Below are 19,412 nucleotides of genomic sequence, written 5' to 3' on the forward strand. Positions count from 1 at the left end.
CTTCAGTTGGTTTTAGTGTTCAACATATCCAGTTTTGGTACGCTGTACCCAAATCAATAATCCCAAGACCATAAATGCCCCTACAGGTGACACCATTAGGCCGTTTGTTGCCAATTGGAAATCAGGACCAAATAAGCTAGAGACATAGTCGTAAATAGGGATACCAAATACTGCACCTGACCCTAACAATTCTCTGAAGAAGGCCACAGTTAGTATAATCCAAGAATATCCTAGAGCAGACCCAAATCCATCAAGAATGGAATCGTAAGGCTTATTACCCAAAGCGAAAGCCTCTAAACGACCCATCACAATACAATTGGTGATGATCAAACCGACGAATACGGAAAGCTCTTTATACATATCATACGCAAAAGCTTTTAGTACCTCATTCACCAAAGTCACCAATGTAGCGACTACTGCAAGCTGTACAATGATCCTCACTCGGCTAGGAATAGTATTTCTCAAAAGAGAAATCAAAAAATTGGACATCACAATAACGAAGATAACCGCAATAGCCATAACCAATGTAGGTTTCATTTGCGTCGTAACTGCAAGAGCAGAACAAATACCAAGTACCTGGATAGTCACCGGGTTGTCATCGATCAGCGGATCGCTTACCAGTTTTTTCCTACGCTTGGAGAGTAACGCCTCTGCAGGCTTTTTTTCTATAGTTTCAGCACTCATATTTAATAATTATTGAGTTGAATAGTTCGATTAAAGTGTAGCTACAGATGAAGAAGACTTCTTGTTTTCAATGTAAGCTTCATAGTAGCCAAGATAATTCTTAAGCATATTATTAACTCCTTTTGCAGTAATAGTAGCCCCAGACATACCGTCTACTTGGTGAGGATCGCCAGAGTAATCTTTGCCTTCTCCTTTTTGCATCTCTACTGCCACTAACTCTCCTGACTCATTGTATATAGTCTTGCCCTCATATCTCTCTTGCACACCTGGCTCGGTGATTCTAGCTCCTAGACCTGGAGTTTCTCCCGCATGGGCTAAGGTAATTCCTCCTACTGTGTTCATATCTGTCTCCAAAGCAACATATCCCCAGATAGCATCCCAAAGACCTGCTCCGTATAGAGGCAAAATGTAATTTTCAGCAGATTCAGGACTTCCTTCTGCATGGAAAATATACACTGGATATAGTCTTTCTTCAGCTGGCTTTTTATAGTTCTTAGCAATATCAACAGTTTCAGCAGTGACTGCGGCACCATCGCGCTCAGTAACTTCCTTACCTGTAATATCCACTACTACGGAAGCAATTCTGTTACCGTAGTATTCATTCACTTCCTGAGGAGTCATGGCCGCAATCTCTTCGCCAGATATAACTGCACCCAAGATTTGTTTTTTGTTGTCCAATGCAATTGCTTCTTTTTGCAAAGGACCCAAAACTTGAGAAGTACCTGAAAGAAGTAATCCCAGAACTACCGTCAAGATGACGGAGAACGTAATAATATAAGTGTTAGACTGTTGCACGTTGTAACCTCCTTGTTTTATTTGCCTTAACTACATAATAATCGATCAGTGGAGCGAACACGTTCATAAATAGAACCGCTAGCATAATTCCCTCAGGGTAAGCTGGGTTAGTCACTCGAATGATCACAGTAAGCATACCTATCAAAAGACCGTAAATCCATTTTCCAACCTCTGTCTGCGCTGCAGATACAGGATCAGTTGCCATAAAGACAATACCGAATGCCAAGCCACCCATCACCCAGTGATACTGAGGAGGCAATGACATGTATTCATTTGCTGAGAATAGATTCATCACAAATCCCATAATGTACGCTCCTGCGAAACCTGAGAAGATAATCTTCCAGCTTGCTACTCCAGTACCGATTAGGATTAATGCGCCAACCAATGCCATCAATGTAGATGTCTCACCAATTGACCCTGGTATCCATCCTATGAACAAGTTTGTGAATTCATACAATCCAGATCCTAGTGCTGTGTTGTGGCTTGCTAAAGCTTCGACAGCGGACTGTGTACCGTCCACGCCAGCATTGTAAACTACTGATAGAGCAGTAGCTCCAGAGAAGCCATCAACTGGCATTTTGTCGCCTAAGTAGGTCCAAACCTGATCACCAGAAATCTGTGCTGGGTATGCGAAATACAAAAACGCTCTTGCTGTCATGGCAACGTTCAACACGTTCATACCAGTACCACCAAATACTTCTTTCGCAATCACTACTGCAAAAACAGTAGCCAAGGCAACTTGCCATAATGGCGTGGTAGCAGGCACCACCAACGGAATCAACATCCCTGTTACCAGGAAGCCTTCGTTGATTGGGTGCTTACGTACAATCGCAAAAATAGCTTCTACCATACCACCTGCTGCATAAGCAACTAAGACGATTGGTAAAACTAAGAATGCGCCAGTACCTAACTTCTCACCAAAATTTTCCCAAAGGCCAGCTGTTCCGCCAGTTGCCAATAAGTGCTGATGACCTGTATTGTACATACCAAAAAGCAAACATGGAATCATAGCGATTACCACTGTGATCATCATTCGCTTCAAATCAATAGCATCTTTTACTTGAGCACCTTTGATGCCGGTAGTATGCTTAGGGCTGAACATGAATGTCTCCCCTGCCTCAAATGCGTAATATAGACTTTCAAGCTTGCCACCTTTTTCGAAAAGTGGCTTCTGCTTGTCCAATAAATCTCTTAGAAACTTCATATGGATTAACTGTATTGGATTAATTCAATTCCTTTTCTCACTAACTCCTGCACAGGATGCTTTGACACATCCACAAACTCGCAAAGAGCTAAATCTTCTTCCACGATCTCATAGATCCCCAATTCTTCTATTTCGTCAAAATCCTCAGCCATGATAGCTTTCAATAGATAAACAGGAAGTATATCCATTGGAGTCACGGATTCAAAAACACCAGTTTGCACGAATGCTCTTTCTTCTCCTCTTCCGTTAGAGTCCATGACGAATTCTTTGTTTGGAGTAAGGAAAGAAAGCAACCCTAGCGCTCTGTGGTAGCTCAATCTAGTGGTAGGCTTTGCCCATCCCATGAATTCATAGTAATCACCCTCAGGGATAACTGTGATCTGGTTGTGGTAAAAGCCTAAGAAGCCTTCCAAAGAAATTTTCTCACCAGTAAGCACATTTCCAGATATCACTCTTACATGACCAGAATTAAGGTTTCCTTTTACGAAAGAGGAAACTGAAGCCCCCATGTAAGTCTTTACATAAGCTGCTTTGGTCAATTCAGAGCCAGTTACAGCGATGATTTTAGAAGCATCATATACACCTTCTAAAATGAATTTACCGATCTGAGCAAGTCCATATGGGGTGATAGTCCAAGCAATTTCACCTTTGTTCATAGGATCAAGGTGATGGATCTGAACACCTACATTACCTGCAGGGTGAGGTCCTGAAAACTTATTTACTTGGGCACCCTTCAAGTTTGCGAAAACAGCTGGAGTAGCTTTCGAACCATCAACATTCAAGTGAACTTTGCCACTAGTAAGTTTAGCTAAAGCCTCAATACCTGCCTGAAGGTATTGTTCTTGGCCTTGCAGGGCAAAACCGTAATCCGGAGCTAGCGGGTGTGTATCAAAAGCAGATATGAAGATACTCTTTGGAGTATCAGCGGGATTTGCTACTATACCGTAAGGTCTTTGGATGATGTTTGGCCAAACACCACTAGCTGCCAATTTAGCTGCCAAAGCGTCTCTATCCAGAGATGCGATATCAACTTGGCCAAACTGCTCGTGGGAGATGGTAGCATCCGCCAAAATACTGATTTCAAGCAATTTTCTACGATCTCCACGCTTCACTTCGACAATTTTGCCGGAAACAGGAGCCGCATACATTACTTGATCCAATGCTTTGTCGATCAGGATTGGAGTACCTGCCTTTACGGTATCTCCTTCATTGACAAGAACTTTAGGGCGCTGGAGCCCGATAAAGTCTGTCGGCTTAATTGCGAAGGTTTGAGCCGGGGCGAAATCAGCAAGCTCTTGCTTAGCCTTTCCCACCAAGTTGATGTCAAAACCTTTCTTAAGCTTCACTATTTTAGACATATCTGTTTTTGAACTATGAGCTTTTGAAAAACGCCCCAAATCTAATAAATAACCTTTTTAATTTGAGGGTATATGAACTTTAATGTTTGAACTTTTGGAAGAATGGCTTCCTAAGTTTTTAAATAACTCTCTTTTATACTGAAAGCACCCCTTCTTCGAGCGATTCCACATAAGATTTAACCTGTTCCATCAACCACATGGGCGTAGATGTAGCTCCGCAAATCCCTACTTTCTCATCTTTTTGAAACCAGTCTGGATCAATTTCCTTTTCATTTTCAATGAAATAGCTTCTTTCGTTTTGTGCGAGACAAACTTGATGAAGAGCCTTGCCATTGGAACTTTTCTTTCCCGACACAAATAAAATCACATCATTTTCCTGAGAAAACCGCTGCAATTGAGGTTCTCGATTAGAGACCTGACGACAGATGGAATCATTCGTATTGAATGTTTCTCGGTTAACCTCTTGTTTTGCGGCTTGTATTCGCTCTTCTATTTTTTGAGAAATCTCGTAAAAGCCTTTCGTGCTTTTGGTGGTCTGACTGAAAAGTGTCACAGGTCTGGAAAAATCAATCTTTTCCAAATCAGCATCTTCCATCACCACTATGGCTTTCTCCAGCGTCTGCCCAGTCAAGCCGATCACTTCCGCGTGGCCTTTTTTGCCATAGATGACAATCTGCCCTTCATCTCGCTCCATCTTGTCGAAAGCGCTTTTCACACGATGCTGAAGCTTCAGTACTACTGGGCAAGAAGCATCAATCAACTCAATATTATTTTCAATGGCAGTTCTGTACGTCTCAGGTGGTTCACCATGAGCTCGGATCAGCACTTTACAATCGTGGAGCTCTGACAATTGCTCACGATCTATCACTACCAAGCCTTTTGCACTAAGACGAGAAACCTCCATATCATTATGGACGATATCGCCTAGGCAATATAGCTGATCACTTTGCTCCATTTCATCCTCTGCCATTTTGATGGCAAATTCGACACCGAAGCAATACCCAGAGTTTTTATCAATGCTTACCTGCATAGCTCTCTTGTTTATCAATGATTTGTCTGGCCAAGTAGACAATCTTCCCCACTTGCTCCGCAAAGGTAATATTACTAGTATCTACCTCCACAGCATCCGGCATTTTCTTTAGTGGACTTTCTGCCCGAGATGAATCCACTCGATCTCGTTCTGACAAATTGGTCTTTATAGCCTCAAGCTCTACCATTTCGCCTTTTTCCAAAAGCTCCTTCTGACGTCTTACTGCTCGGGTATCCAAATCAGCAGTCATAAATACTTTTAAATCTGCATCTGGAAATACGACTGATCCAATATCCCGACCGTCCATCACCACTCCTTTTTTCCTTCCCAGACGTTGCTGTTGAGCAACCAATTCTTTTCTGATGGAAGCAACGGTAGCTATTTCTGAGACTTTATTGGAAATTCGCATGGTGCGGATCTCACCTTCCACATTCAAACCATTCAGATAGGTTTCTTGTTTGAGCGTATCAGGATTTAGGTGAAATGAAATTTCCAGTGATTTCAGCCCTTTTTCCACATCATGTGGATTGGATGGAGAAAGGAAGTTGTTCAAAAAGTGTAAAGTCGCCGCCCTATACATGGCTCCGGAATCGATGTAAGTATATCCCAAATCCTTTGCAACTGCTTTGGCCGTGGAACTCTTCCCACATCCCGAATATCCATCGATGGCGATGACGATTTTATTCATTCAAAAAACCCGCTTAATTCGTTTTTTTATTACTGCGCAAATATAGTAGTTTTAATCTAAACCAATCCCCAAACCACAGAAGCGAATCGCTTATACGGATTCACTCCAATTAATCCCTTCCCAATTTTTATGCAGATCCTAGGTCAATTCGTAGACATCCCAAACCGAGAAATCTATGCCGCTTCTCTCAATATAGCGGATGGAAAAATAGTGAAAATGGAAAAAATCGAAGCGGATCCTACTTTGCCCTATTTGATGCCTGGCTTTATCGATGCACATGTACATGTGGAAAGCTCTATGCTCGTCCCTTCCGAATTTGCAAGACTTGCTGTGGTTCATGGCACAGTCGCAACTGTCTCTGACCCACATGAGATCGCCAATGTCTGTGGAATGCAAGGCGTGGAATACATGATCGAGAATGGAAAGCAGGTTCCTTTCAAGTTTTACTTCGGCGCGCCTTCCTGCGTACCAGCAACTCCTTTCGAGACGGCAGGTGGTGAAATCAATGCTGCTGATATAGAAAATCTGATGTCTCGTCCTGAGATTCACTACTTGGCAGAAATGATGAACTGGCCCGGAACGGTGAATAGGGATGAATTAGTGATGGAGAAAATCCGAATCTCCAAGAAATACGGAAAACCTATCGATGGGCACGCTCCTGGACTGAAAGATAAACTTGCTGAGAAATACGTAAGTGCTGGCCCAAGCACTGATCATGAGTGTTTTACTTCTGAGGAAGCTTTGGGAAAATTAAAACTTGGGATGAAAATCGCCATACGTGAAGGTTCAGCTGCCAAAAATTTCGAGGCGCTCATCGACCTCATCGATGAATATCCTGAGATGATTATGTTTTGTTCGGATGATAAGCATCCAGATAATCTAGCAGTTTCTCATATTAATGAGCTAGCAGCTAGAGCTGTCGCAAAAGAAAAAGATGTGTTTCATGTGCTTCAGGCAGCTTGCCTGAATCCTATTACCCATTATTCCATGAATGTGGGACAACTGAGAGAAGGAGATCCTGCTGATTTTATTTTAGTAAAAGACATGAAAGAGTTCCAAGTCATCAGCACCTATATAGCTGGAGAAAAAGTAGCTGAAAATGGAAGGACGCTTATCAAACCCATCAAAAACGCAATCATCAATAATTTCAATACTTCTCCGAAAAAGCCTGAAGACTTCCAACTCAAAGCTAACGGATCCAAAGTCAGAGTCATCGAAGCTCTCGATGGACAATTGATCACTCCGGAAATCTCAGGTGAAATTTTGATCAAGAATGGCTTTGCCGAATCGAATCCTGCGGAAGACATCCTAAAAATCACCGTGGTCAATCGATACGAAGATGCTCCGCCAGCTGTGGCTTTTATTAAGAACTTTGGGATAAAAACTGGAGCAATCGCTTCCTCCGTTGGACACGACTCCCATAATATTATCGCGGTAGGAATCGACGATGAATCCATCTGCAAAGCAGTGAATCTAATCATAGCGGCCAAAGGAGGGGTTTCCGCTGTCTCTGGGAATCAAGAAGAAATCCTTCCCCTTCCCGTCGGAGGAATCATGTCAGCATCCGATGGCTACGAGGTGGCGGCTTCTTACACCCGAATCGACAGAATGGCAAAAGAAATGGGAGCTACGCTAAACTCTCCATTTATGACGCTGAGCTTTATGGCCTTGCTGGTAATTCCTGACCTGAAGTTGAGTGATAAAGGGCTGTTTAATGGAAAGGATTTTGCGTTTTCTAACGTATTTTTTGTAGTGTAACCAATTTTTTAAAATATTTTTACAAATTAGTTGCTTTCTTACCCCCCCCACCTATATTGCTAGTAATCTATTGGCCAAGTGATTAGGAAAACGAATCCGCCTACTCAAAAGGATTTTTTAATGTAAATTTTAATTATTATGAAAAAAGTATTTCTAATCGCATTAATTTCAATTTTTGCTTACGAGATTAATGCAACTGAACAAGGGGATCAGTATTGGTGTATTACATCATCGATAACTTCGGAAAATGATGGGCATTGCAGAGCATTATCTACTGGGCATGGTGATAGGTGTTATCCATCTGGCACAGGACCTGCATGTGCCGGAACTATATCCGGAGTAATTGTTGGAGAATAAACAAACTCATTTGTAATTAATTCTTTTAAAGCCTGCTATCATAAATAAAAGGTAGCAGGCTTATATTTATGTATATATGAAATTTAAATTAATACTTAAAAGAGTCTTATTCCTCACTCTCATTATATCTGGGTGCAATCAAAAAATGGAGGGAACATTTTCAATCCCAACTTACACTAAATCAACTTCCTTAATTCCAATAGATTCCTTTAAGATTTCAACCGAAAATAAATTTAATTTCTACTCAATTTCACTATCTTATCTCAAATCATTTGAGTCAGAATACATTTCAGTTTTCAACGCCAATACACAGTCTATTTTCTTATATAAGAATAAAGCATCTAATGCAATAAAAGAAATTCCTCTGGAACTTGATGGGCCACATGGATTGGGTGAATTGGGATTTGATTCATCCCATTTTCTGTTTTCTAAGGATTCAATTTACATATATAACCTACAAATTGGTATTCTATTTCTTATTAATGAAAAAGGGGAGGTCTTAAATCGGCAAAGATTAACAGATTATTCAGACCCAATCAATCTTCCAGTTCCATATCCTTCAAATGTACGACCTATTCAATCTGACTTCAAAAAACTATATTTCCCCTGCGGGATTAATAGTTATTCCGATGACTTTGAAAACCATCCCTCTGTCTTATCCATTGATTTGAATAGTGGAGAAATCAAATACCCGATCACATACTCCAAAATTTATGATAACGCGTTCTATGGGCTGTCTTTCAAATACGACACTGGAATTGCATTCAACAGAACCGATAACTCTGTAACAGTTAGCTATCCTGTAGATAATTTCATTTATAAGTACTATACAAAAAATGCTAATAAGGAAAAGAAATACGCGGGCTCTGAACATTTCAATAATATTGAAGCTTATGATGCTGATCCAAGTAAATTTGAAAAAATCGATTTCAGTAATGAAAATGATAAATTAAAAAATCATGCACTTTCTAATTCAGATTTTGCAGGAATATTATATGACCAATTTCGTAATTTTTACTACCGCATTGCGTATATAAGACCAACTGTCGAGGATGTAAAATCCGGCAAGACTATTCCTGAACTTTCAATAATTATTCTTGATAAAGATCTTAATAAGGTTGGGGAAGATATTTTTTCTTCAAAAATTTATGATAATTCACTGATCTTTGTTTCCGCGACGGGTCTGAATATTGCCAGAAGGGATTTATATGAAACAGATGAAAACTTCATTGTATTTGACACATTTATTCCAAAAGAGACCGGAGGATAAATGTAAAAAACCAAAACACTCAGATCAGAAGGGTTCTCACAAACCTTATCAGTCTATTATCCAGATTTTACTAATTAATTCTAGAAAGAATTTCTAATTCCTAGGATCAAATCCTTGATATTATCAAATATCAGAAGTAAAGTGAAACTCTATTTCAGGGTAATTATCCATCACCATCTGAAGCCAGGCTTTTGACTCGGCCATAAAGACCAGCTTACCATCTTTGTCGTGCGCGATGTGACGGTTTTTGGAGCGTACAAATTCATCCAGCTGCTTTTTGTCCTTGCTTGTGATCCAGCAAGCTTTGTACAAGTTCATCGGATGAAACTCCACCGTGGCATTGTATTCGTTCTTTAATCGGAACTGGATGACTTCAAACTGAAGTTGACCAACCGTACCCACTACTTTTCTGGAACCCATATCGAACGTAAAAAGCTGCGCTACTCCTTCTTCCATCAGTTGCTTCAAGCCTTTTTCGAGTTGCTTGGTCTTCATGGCATCCTTGTTCACCACCTCACGGAAAATCTCTGGGGAGAAACTTGGAATCCCCACAAACTGCATGTCTTCGCCATCAGTCAGTGTATCCCCGATTTTCAGGTTTCCCGTATCATACAATCCCACGATATCTCCTGGGAATGCCTCATCGATCATCTCCTTATCCTGCGCCATGAATTGTGTCACGTTGGAAAAACGAAGCGGCTTCGGTCCACGCACATGATTGTAAGGCTTGTTTCGCTCAAAAGTACCGGAGCAAATTCTCAAGAAAGCGATTCTGTTTCGGTGATTTGGATCCATATTGGCGTGAATCTTAAACACAAAACCTGAAAATTTCTTCTCGTCAGGTTTCACTTCACGATCCTCCGTTCTACGACTTTTCGGAGCTGGTGCAATTTTGATAAACGTATCCAGCATCTCGTTGATCCCGAAGTTATTCACCGCAGAGCCAAAGAATACTGGTGCCACTTTTCCTTCCAAATACTCAGTAGGATCAAAGTCAGGATAAACCCCCTCTATCAATTCCACATCTTCACGAAGTTGCTCAGCATAGGTTTTTCCGATCAATCCTTCCAATTCAGGATCATTCACATCCTCGAAAGATTGACGCACATCGCTGAGTTTTCGCTGAGAAGGGGTAAAAAGATTGAGTTTGTGGTCAAATAGATTGTAAACGCCTTTGAATGTTTTCCCCATTCCGATAGGCCAAGAAAGTGGGCGGCACTGAATATTCAGCTTTTGCTCCACCTCTTCGATTAACTCATATGGATCACGTCCTTCTCTATCAAGTTTGTTGATAAAGCAGATCACTGGAGTATTTCTCATCCGGCACACTTCCATGAGTTTCTCCGTCTGAATCTCCACGCCTTTCACGCAGTCAATCACCATAATCACCGAATCGACCGCCGTCAACGTACGATAGGTATCCTCAGCAAAATCCTGGTGACCAGGTGTATCAAGCAGGTTGATTTTGATGTCTTTGTACTCAAAGCCCATGACAGAAGTAGCCACGGAGATACCTCTTTGCTTCTCAATCGCCATCCAATCCGACTTCGTTCCTGTGTCGATTTTATTCGACTTTACCGCACCCGCTGTCTGTATCGCACCTCCAAAAAGCAATAGCTTCTCAGTCAAAGTGGTCTTACCTGCATCAGGGTGAGCAATAATTGCAAAGGTTCTACGCTTCTGGATTTCTTCTTTCAAACTCATGGGACTTGTATTTCAGCGGGCAAAGGTAGGAAAAAAATGGGTGGTAAGGTGGTAAAGTTAAAAGTTGGGTTTTGATGTTTGATTTACGAAGTACGATTTACGCGGTTCGCGAAAGTGTTTACCTCATTCTTCATTTCAGTCGTATATAAGAAAAGTATATTAATCTTGTCGCGAACTCATCCTTACCTCAAACTTCATTATTCGCTATTCTTCATTCGACATTCATCATTAAAAAGTTTATTTTGATTGGGGAGTTACATCCTCGCGAGGCACGAACCAATCTCATTATCACAACCAGACTGCTTCCGCGTACCGCGTCGCAGTGGTAAGCGGAGACTTCATCATTCAAAATGCACAAGGGTTTACTGCGAGTAGTAACGCTTGATTTCCAAATTGCCCTCGTAAATCGTAATTCAAAAAATCGTAAATCCCCAGTCAATACTCAAGAATTCCTTCGGTAATAAACTGCGATGCTCCCTCATGACTTCCATGTAGCAAAATTCTAAAAGTAGTTCCTTTCCCTACTTCAGAATGTTTGACGAAAATCTTCCCTCCATGATAGCCTTCTACGATTCTTTTGGCCAGCGTCAGCCCCAAGCCCCAACCTCTTTGACGGGTAGAGAAGCCAGGATTGAACACCCGTCTATACATTTTCTTCTCCATACCTTTTCCAGTATCAGTGATATCGATGATTACAAACTTGTCACTGTCTTGAAGAATTTCTATATCGATTTGACCTTTTCCTTTCATCGCATCTACGGCATTCTTACAGATGTTCTCGATCACCCATTCAAAAAGTGGCTTATTCATCATCGCATCCAAATCCTTGGAATCTGCATGAATATTCAAATCAACCTTGGTGGAAATCCTCGGACGCAAGTAATTCATCGTTTCCTCGATGGTCTCATAAACATTCCCGGATTGGATGACAGGCTTAGATCCTATACTACTAAATCGCTCTGTCACCATCCTAAGCTTCACCACGTCTTTATCCATTTCAGTGATAATTTCCTTATTTTCCTCCCACACAGGAGAATTCCTGAGATAATCTATCCAAGCCATCAAGGAGGCTATCGGCGTCCCGAGTTGATGAGCAGTTTCTTTGGTCAATCCAGCCCACACACGGTTTTGCTCTGCGATTTTACTTTGATTGAAGAGTGCATAGGCAAAAGCACCAAAAATCAGAATAATCCCAAGCTGCACGTAGGGGTAGTATTTTAGATTAATCAGCAGCTCAGAATTCCTGTAAAAAACCTGAATATCTGCCTCTGGTAGAAGAATTGGCTCGTATTCTCCACGCATTTCAGCCAGTTCTCTCTCGAGAGTTTTAACTGAATCTTCCGCAGTGGCATTTTTTTTAAATGGAATGTTTCTGAATTCTATGGGGTTTTCGGAGTCATCCACCATAATAATCGGAATGGAATAATTCTGTTGGATGATCTCTTGGTTGATGAAGGTGAGATTCTCCATCGTAGTAGCAGCGTATTCCAGGGCACTGGAAAGCAATTCTATCTGCCTTCTTTCTCGCTCCCGCAACTCCTCCACAAGGCTATTGGTATACCAAATCGACCCGGCTCCAATAATCAAAGAAGAGGCAACCACAAGCCACTTGACTTGCTTCCTATTCGTGTAAAAATCTAGAGAGGTAAGGTCCTGAAATCGTTTTTTCATTAATCAAACTTGAATTACTATCGTTACTAACTACCTATTCAAAAAGATAGTATCATCGGGATACAGAATTTATTAGACGGAAAGGCACAGCTTCTGGAGTAGGATTGTGATATTTCTTAAATAGGTGATACTCTTCAACTCAATCAAAAGATAGGAAATTTGAAGATCAGCAGTCAAATAAAGAAAATATTTGAGAGAAATACTTTCATTGATTTCCAACAGAAAATCCAGACGGTTATGTCTGGATTTTCTGTTGGAATCTAATCATGGTACTCAACCATAGTGCAGTAAATATCAATTATTTGTCTTAATCCACTTCCAGAGTGTTTTATAGCTAGGCTTTGTCCCATGCATAAGAATCCCGATTCGGTAGATTTTGCCAGCTACCCAAGTAGTGACCAGAAAACCAGCAATCAGTAATCCCATTGATAAAGCTAGCTCCCAGAAAGGAACACCATAACTCACTCGACCCATCATCGCAATCGGAGACGTGAGCGGAACGACTGAGAGCCAAAATGAAGTCGTGCTAGTTGGGTCGTTCAGGACAAACACAAATAAGCCCATGTATGCAACAATCAATGGAATAGTCACAGGTAACATAAATTGCTGGGCATCTGAAGGCGCATCCACTGCCGATCCAATTGCGGCAAACAAGGCTCCATACAGCAGATATCCTCCCAAGAAATAAAACACAAAACTTAAAGTTATTTGCACGTAATTGATACCTGCAAGAACAAGAAGTATATCTCCCATTTCAGAATTCTGCGCCATACTCTGGGCCAATTCTGGATTAGCCATTTCCATGGCTTGCTGCTGCGGCATTTGCATTCCCAGAAAACCTGTCACTAGTGTAGTCAAGGTTCCGACTAGCACTATCCAAATCAAAAGTTGAGTAAGGCCAACTCCAGCAATACCAATTATTTTACCCAGCATCAGCTGAAATGGTTTGAGTGAAGAAACCAATATCTCTACGATTCGGCTGGATTTTTCCTCAATCACGCCCTGCATGATTTGATTGCCATAGATGAAAATAAACATGTAAATCAAAATACCAGCAACAAATCCAATCGCATAATTCACTGTGGCGTCACTTACAGTTTCTGTCCCCTCTTCATCCAGCGTGATGGATTTAATGCCCACTTTCGTACGCACGTCATTGATGATTTTTGGATCTATCCCACTTTCAAAAAGTCGTTGTTCTTCGATTTTCTTACGAAGATTATTTTCCAAATAGCTGATCAAACTCATACTTGGGTTTTCCTCTCCATAAAAGGAAATCCCTTGGGGATCCTTTATATCAAACTTAGGGATATGAAGAAAACCGTAACGATCTCCATCCTGTACTAATTTCTTGGCTTCATCGGAATTTATATCCGAAAATGAAAAAGCATATTGCTCCGAACTCTCAAGAAAGAATAGCTTATTATCATCTACCACTTCTATAATCCTTAGCGCTTGGTTGTCGTCTTCTTCCAAAGCAATCCAAACGAAAATCCCCATGATGGCAGGAAAAATCAAAGGAGTCAATAAGGTGACAAGCAAAAAAGATTTCTTTTTGACACGAGCGACATATTCTCGCTGAATTACTAACCAGATCTTATCCATTTTCAGTTGATTTTACCTGGTGAATAAAAATTTCTTCCATACTCGGAATCAGTTCCTGAAAACGGTTCACTTCTCCATATTGCATTAGCTCACTTAGAAGTTCATTTGGGGTCTTACCGCTAAGAGGGAGTGTAAAACTGTGACTTCCCTCATCTTCCTTGGATATCCATTCTGTAGGTAAATCCCTTTTGATTTGGTCTAAGGTAATCGAATAAACTTCAGGTCTATAAATTGATTTCACTTGTTTAATGGTGCCGTCAAGAATCTTTCTGGAGCGATTGATCATTGCTACTTGATCACAAAGTAACTCTACAGATTCCATTCTATGCGTACTCAGGATCACGGTAGTTCCCTTTGCTTTTAGCTCCAAAATCTCATTTTTGATGATCTCAGCATTTACTGGGTCAAAACCGGAAAATGGTTCATCCAGAATTAACAGCGGAGGGTTATGAATTATAGTAGAAATGAATTGGACTTTCTGAGCCATCCCTTTTGAGAGATCCTCAATCTTCTTCTCTCTCCAAGTTTCCATTTCCAGCTTTTCCAGCCAGTATTTAATCTTGATTTTAGCTTCTTGTGGAGTAAGTCCTTTGAGTCTGGCGAAATAAAGCATCTGATCCCAGACTTTCATTTTCTTATAAAGCCCACGCTCTTCAGGCAAATACCCGATCAATCCAATATGCTTAGGTGCCAAAAGCTCACCACCAATGTAGACTTCCCCGCTATCGCTGTCAATAATCTGATTTATTATTCGGATTAGGGTGGTTTTCCCAGCTCCATTTGGCCCAAGGAGACCAAAAACTACCCCTTCGGACACATTCAAATCCACATCTGTCAATGCCTTATTGGCCCCGTAGGATTTATTAAGCTTTTTAATTTTCAGCATATTCCAAAAAATAGGGATTATTCTACAGTTAATGAACCCACTCCTACATCAATGATCAATTCCATTAATCTTGGGTCATCCGCTTTGTATCCTTTCGTGATGTAAGTTCCTTTTTCTAAGGTTTTTAAATATTTCGGTAAGGTAGTTTTACACATCGCCGTTGTTCGCATTTTTATTTTGATTGGAAAAGAGTCTGAAGGCAAACGCAAATGAAGCGTACCTGCCCCTACTGCCGCGATTACATGGCTAGCATTATGCATCCCGTCTGAAAAATTCAAATCAATTTTACCATAATTCACTTCGAATATCATTTTCTTGGCATTAGTGAAATTGGCATCATTTACCACCACAGATCCCATATTCAGCGTGACCAAAAGAGTATCCATCTGAACTTGATTTGGAGATTCACTACCATAATGGATCGCTACATCAGCGCTGGCACTTTTCACTTTCAACTGGCTAATGGTGAGATTCGCTAAATCTAAGTCTGACTTGCCCATACCCAAATTGAAATCCAGATGATACAGGAAATTGGTGCTTAGCCCTACATTCCAGCTATGATCAAAATCATCAGAGGAACCCGAAAAAAGTTTTGAGGTAATGCTTTTCCCTAAGTTTTCAGACTCCACATTCTTGTGAATCAAGGATGTCTGAAGGACATTATTTGATACCTTCTGAGAAAATACAGGAAGGATATTCGTTTGATTAAGATGTCCATGAATATAGACAGGATCGGAAGATTTAGTTCTTTTAAGTTGAGTTGTACTTTTATAAGAAGTAAACTCTAGAGCAACCATATCAAAACCGTTTCTTTCTGTCGCCTTGAACTCTTTGACGAGTTGCGCCTTACCCACAGCTACCCATCCAATCATCATCAGGAAAAGCAGACACAATTTTCTAAGCATACGGTTAGGTTACGAGGCGACTTTGAAAAGGTTTTTTAAAAATATAAAAAAAGCCAGAATTGCTTCCGGCTTTTTTTGTATTAAAAGAACTCTTTCATTTTATCAAAAAAGGATTTTTCACTGTTCCCTGGGTCAGGTTTAAAATTATCTGAATCCCTGAGCCCTTCCAGCGCTTCTTTTTCCTCTTTAGATAAATGCGTAGGAGTCCACACATTTACCATGATCAGCTGATCACCTTTAGTATACCCATTGATGTCTTTGATGCCTTTACCTTTCAGACGAAGCATTTTACCACTTTGGGTTCCCTGATCAATTTTGATCTTTACTTTACCCTCGATTGTTGGCACTTCTATAGAAGCACCAAGTGCTGCATCGATAAAGGAAACGTATAGATCATAGATCACATTGTTTCCATCACGCTGAAGAACTTTATCCTCAATCTCCTCTATAACTATAAGTAAATCTCCGGCAATACCACCTGGGATTTCATTTCCTTTTCCAGACATGCTAAGCTGCATTCCTTCAGCCACACCACCTGGGATATTAATAGAAATTACTTCCTCTTTTACGATTAGACCTCTTGCATCAGCATCTGCAGGTTTTTTATCGACTATCTGACCACTTCCTCCACAAACACCACAGGTGCTTGCCGAAACCATCTGTCCCAGCATGGTATTGACTACTTTCTTCACTTGTCCAGAGCCTTGGCAGGCAGAACAAGATTTAAAAGTCACACCATCAGCAATCAGATGGCGCTTCACTTTAATCTTCTTCTCGACACCATTAGCAATTTCAGCAAGTGTTAGTTTCATCTTCACACGGAGATTGGTTCCTTTCTTTGTTCGTCGACCGCCGCCGCCGCCGAAAAATGAACCGAAGCCTCCACCGCCACCGCCGCCGAAAATATCGCCGAACTGTGAAAAGATGTCATCCATATTCATTCCGCCTCCGCCAAATCCTCCGGCACCACCTACTCCTTGATGACCAAATTGATCATAACGCTGCTTTTTCTCCGGGTTACTTAACACTTCATAAGCCTCAGCTGCTTCTTTGAATTTGTCTTCAGCCTCTGGATTGTCAGGGTTTTTATCCGGATGATATTGAATCGCTAGTTTCCGATACGCCTTTTTTATTTCATCGGCAGATGCGGACTTCGTTACTCCAAGTACTTCGTAATAATCTCTTTTCGCCATAATATTATGCTCCTGTCACCACTTTCGCGTAGCGCACTACTTTATCTCCTAATACGTAACCTTTTTCGATTACATCAACTACTTTACCTTTCAATTCTTCGCTAGGTGCAGGAATTTGAGTGATTGCTTCCTGAGTCTCAGGATCGAAAGGCTTTCCTACTAAGTCATCCATTGGCTTTAGGCCTTTAGAACCAAGTATTTTACCTAATTTCTGAAAAATTAGGAGATTCCCTTCTCTTACCTTAGCACCTTCAGCCTCATTTTCGCTAGCTTTTAAACCCCGCTCAAAATCATCTACAATTGGGATAAGATCCCTAATAACATCCTCAGAAGCCGTGGAAATCAAATCCAATCGCTCCTTAGCGGTTCTTTTTCTATAATTCTCAAAATCTGAATAGAGACGAAGGTATTTATCTTTTAGATCGGCTACTTCATACTCCAATTTATTCTCTTCTGATTCAGTTTGAGGTCCTTCATCTTCAATTTCCATCTCAGGAGAAGTGTTTTCTACCGTTTCTTCATTGATATTCTCGTCCTTGAGATTCATTTCTTGATCCACTTGTTCTTTATTAGTCATAATTGAAATAGACAATAGTTGGCGTTGACCCTGCAACAATATTGTTGCCACAGCACTTTCTCTGACAAACTGACACCTTAACCCTCGTGTATAGCCTGCCAGATTAGATCTTTGAGCCTGTCAAGATTGTATTGTGAGACAGATGAGATGAATACGTGAGAAATGCCTTCTGGCACTTCCTTTTCCATTTCTTTTACCAGCTCTTCATCCAACATGTCTGCTTTAGATATTGCAAGGAGTCTTCGCTTATCGAGTAGTTCTGGGTTGTACTTTTCTAATTCCCCTAGCAAAATCCTGTATTGATCACCAATATTAGCAGCATCCGCAGGCACCATGAATAATAAAATAGAATTTCGCTCGATATGGCGAAGGAAACGTATACCTAATCCTTTGCCTTCAGCGGCTCCTTCAATAATACCCGGAATATCAGCCATCACAAAAGATTGATCTCCTCTGTAGCCTACCACACCCAAATTTGGAACGAGGGTAGTAAATGGATAATCGCCTATCTCTGGCCTCGCTGCAGAGATAGAAGAAAGTAGCGTGGATTTACCAGCATTTGGGAATCCGACCAAGCCAACATCAGCCAAAAGCTTTAGCTCAAGAATAATCCATTCTTCTATTCCTTCTTCGCCAGGTTGTGAATAATGAGGTGCTTGGTTGGTTGAAGTTTTGAAATGATCATTGCCCAATCCTCCTCTACCACCTTTAGTAAGCACTACCTCTTGACCATCTTCAGTGATTTCAAATCGCTTTTCTCCAGTTTCAGCATCTTTGGCAATGGTACCAAGTGGCACTTCCAGGATCATATCCTTGCCGTCAGCACCAGTTCTTCTTCCTCCTTCTCCACCTTTACCAGCCTCGGCGATTACATGCTTTTTGTATTTTAAATGGAGTAAAGTCCATACTTGGGTAGTACCTCTTACGATAATGTGCCCACCTCTACCACCGTCACCACCATCTGGACCTCCTTTAGGCACATGTTTTTCTCTTCGAAAATGTGTCGATCCTGGTCCGCCTGCGCCTGATCTGGAACAGAACTTTACGTAATCTATGAAATTTGAATCAGCCATTTTTTGATAAAGAAAAAGGCTAAGCTTACTAGCCTAGCCAAATATGAATTGCAAAATTAGGAAAATAAAGGCAATCAGTAGCTATCAATTACCGAAGTGATGTCTGAGAAGATCTGCTCGATCTCACCTACACCATTGATTTTCTGAAGTTTCCCTTGAGACGCATAGTAATCCGCCACCGGAAGAGTCTCATCCAGATACACTTTAATACGTGTATTGATTTTCTCATCATCCTGATCATCTACTCGGTTTGAAGTCTTACCGCGTTCTTTGATCCTTAGTCTAAGTACTTCTTCAGGCACATCAAGTGCAATCATCCCACTGATTGCAATTCCATGCTTCGAAAGCATTTCATCCAAAGCTTCTGCCTGTGCAGTAGTGCGGGGAAATCCATCAAAAATAAACCCTCTAGCGTTATTGGTCTCATTTATCTTATCCTCTACCATTCCAATAACCACTTCATCAGGAACCAAACGACCTTCATTCATGTACTTTTTGGCAAGCTGACCAAGTTCTGTGCCTTCTCCTAGATGCTTTCTGAAAAGATCTCCAGTTGATAAATGAGTGAGACCATATCTCTGAATCAATTTTTCACTTTGGGTGCCTTTGCCTGCACCCGGAGGACCAAATAATACAATGTTATACATTCGTAAG

The 19,412-nt window shown here is 40.9% G+C and carries 18 protein-coding genes; 3 read left to right on the plus strand and 15 right to left on the minus strand.

Translation table 11 applies throughout. The annotated features are described in order from the left end of the window. Window positions 1–12: 12 nt before the first annotated feature. The 6 genes from ACPUEN_RS12310 to cmk all read right to left on the minus strand — a co-directional run bounded on the left by ACPUEN_RS12310 (window position 13) and on the right by cmk (window position 5,759). A complete protein-coding gene (locus ACPUEN_RS12310) occupies window positions 13–684 on the minus strand; it encodes an NADH:ubiquinone reductase (Na(+)-transporting) subunit D (protein WP_425636212.1) in 672 nt (223 codons plus the stop codon). 30 nt (window positions 685–714) lie between these two features. Further along, on the minus strand, window positions 715–1,479 hold the full coding sequence (nqrC, locus tag ACPUEN_RS12315) for an NADH:ubiquinone reductase (Na(+)-transporting) subunit C (protein WP_425636213.1): 765 nt from the start codon (window positions 1,477–1,479) through the stop codon (window positions 715–717). Beyond that, a complete protein-coding gene (locus tag ACPUEN_RS12320) occupies window positions 1,466–2,683 on the minus strand; it encodes an NADH:ubiquinone reductase (Na(+)-transporting) subunit B (protein ID WP_425636215.1) in 1,218 nt (405 codons plus the stop codon). The genes nqrC and ACPUEN_RS12320 overlap by 14 nt, the downstream gene beginning before the upstream one ends. 5 nt (window positions 2,684–2,688) lie before the next feature. Next, window positions 2,689–4,041, minus strand: a complete 1,353-nt coding sequence (locus tag ACPUEN_RS12325; protein ID WP_425636217.1) for a Na(+)-translocating NADH-quinone reductase subunit A — start codon at window positions 4,039–4,041, stop codon at window positions 2,689–2,691. A gap of 133 nt (window positions 4,042–4,174) precedes the next feature. Continuing rightward, a complete protein-coding gene (locus ACPUEN_RS12330; protein WP_425636218.1) occupies window positions 4,175–5,071 on the minus strand; it encodes a 4-hydroxy-3-methylbut-2-enyl diphosphate reductase in 897 nt (298 codons plus the stop codon). Continuing rightward, on the minus strand, window positions 5,055–5,759 hold the full coding sequence (cmk, locus tag ACPUEN_RS12335; RefSeq protein ID WP_425636219.1) for a (d)CMP kinase: 705 nt from the start codon (window positions 5,757–5,759) through the stop codon (window positions 5,055–5,057). The genes ACPUEN_RS12330 and cmk overlap by 17 nt, the downstream gene beginning before the upstream one ends. Before the next feature lie 129 nt (window positions 5,760–5,888). On the opposite strand from cmk, the gene ade reads away from it, so the two are divergent. The 3 genes from ade (at window position 5,889) to ACPUEN_RS12350 (ending at window position 9,144) form a co-directional block, all read left to right on the plus strand. Then, window positions 5,889–7,517 (plus strand): adenine deaminase, encoded by a 1,629-nt coding sequence (ade, locus tag ACPUEN_RS12340; protein WP_425636221.1) that lies wholly within the window; start codon window positions 5,889–5,891, stop codon window positions 7,515–7,517. 138 nt (window positions 7,518–7,655) lie between these two features. Then, on the plus strand, window positions 7,656–7,874 hold the full coding sequence (locus ACPUEN_RS12345; RefSeq protein ID WP_425636222.1) for a hypothetical protein: 219 nt from the start codon (window positions 7,656–7,658) through the stop codon (window positions 7,872–7,874). 76 nt (window positions 7,875–7,950) lie between these two features. Next, window positions 7,951–9,144 carry a DUF4221 family protein gene (locus ACPUEN_RS12350; protein ID WP_425636223.1) on the plus strand — a complete coding sequence of 398 codons (1,194 nt, stop codon included), beginning with the start codon at window positions 7,951–7,953 and terminating at the stop codon, window positions 9,142–9,144. 123 nt (window positions 9,145–9,267) lie between these two features. On the opposite strand, the gene ACPUEN_RS12355 is transcribed toward ACPUEN_RS12350, so the two are convergent. From ACPUEN_RS12355 to ACPUEN_RS12395, 9 genes are all read right to left on the minus strand, one after another. After that, entirely contained in the window at window positions 9,268–10,848 is a 1,581-nt protein-coding gene (locus ACPUEN_RS12355) for a peptide chain release factor 3 (protein ID WP_425636224.1), read from the minus strand. A 435-nt stretch (window positions 10,849–11,283) separates the two neighbouring features. After that, the gene (locus tag ACPUEN_RS12360) at window positions 11,284–12,519 is read right to left on the minus strand and encodes a sensor histidine kinase (protein ID WP_111612518.1); all 1,236 of its coding nucleotides are present in this window, start codon (window positions 12,517–12,519) and stop codon (window positions 11,284–11,286) included. 294 nt (window positions 12,520–12,813) lie between these two features. Continuing rightward, window positions 12,814–14,124, minus strand: a complete 1,311-nt coding sequence (locus ACPUEN_RS12365) for an ABC transporter permease (RefSeq protein ID WP_425636225.1) — start codon at window positions 14,122–14,124, stop codon at window positions 12,814–12,816. Next, the gene (locus ACPUEN_RS12370) at window positions 14,117–15,010 is read right to left on the minus strand and encodes an ABC transporter ATP-binding protein (RefSeq protein WP_425636226.1); all 894 of its coding nucleotides are present in this window, start codon (window positions 15,008–15,010) and stop codon (window positions 14,117–14,119) included. The genes ACPUEN_RS12365 and ACPUEN_RS12370 overlap by 8 nt, the downstream gene beginning before the upstream one ends. A gap of 17 nt (window positions 15,011–15,027) precedes the next feature. Continuing rightward, a complete protein-coding gene (locus tag ACPUEN_RS12375; RefSeq protein ID WP_425636227.1) occupies window positions 15,028–15,915 on the minus strand; it encodes a hypothetical protein in 888 nt (295 codons plus the stop codon). An 80-nt stretch (window positions 15,916–15,995) separates the two neighbouring features. Further along, window positions 15,996–17,108 (minus strand): molecular chaperone DnaJ, encoded by a 1,113-nt coding sequence (gene dnaJ, locus ACPUEN_RS12380; protein ID WP_425636228.1) that lies wholly within the window; start codon window positions 17,106–17,108, stop codon window positions 15,996–15,998. Between the two features lie 4 nt (window positions 17,109–17,112). Continuing rightward, a complete protein-coding gene (locus ACPUEN_RS12385; RefSeq protein ID WP_425636229.1) occupies window positions 17,113–17,685 on the minus strand; it encodes a nucleotide exchange factor GrpE in 573 nt (190 codons plus the stop codon). Between the two features lie 77 nt (window positions 17,686–17,762). Beyond that, complete coding sequence (gene obgE, locus ACPUEN_RS12390; RefSeq protein WP_425636230.1) at window positions 17,763–18,758, minus strand: GTPase ObgE; 996 nt, start codon at window positions 18,756–18,758, stop codon at window positions 17,763–17,765. Between the two features lie 74 nt (window positions 18,759–18,832). Further along, window positions 18,833–19,405, minus strand: a complete 573-nt coding sequence (locus ACPUEN_RS12395; protein ID WP_425636232.1) for an adenylate kinase — start codon at window positions 19,403–19,405, stop codon at window positions 18,833–18,835. Window positions 19,406–19,412 lie beyond the last annotated feature (7 nt).

Origin of the sequence: Algoriphagus yeomjeoni, assembly GCF_049821175.1 — a bacterium.
In the GTDB taxonomy this organism is placed as follows: Bacteria; Bacteroidota; Bacteroidia; order Cytophagales; family Cyclobacteriaceae; genus Algoriphagus; species Algoriphagus yeomjeoni_A.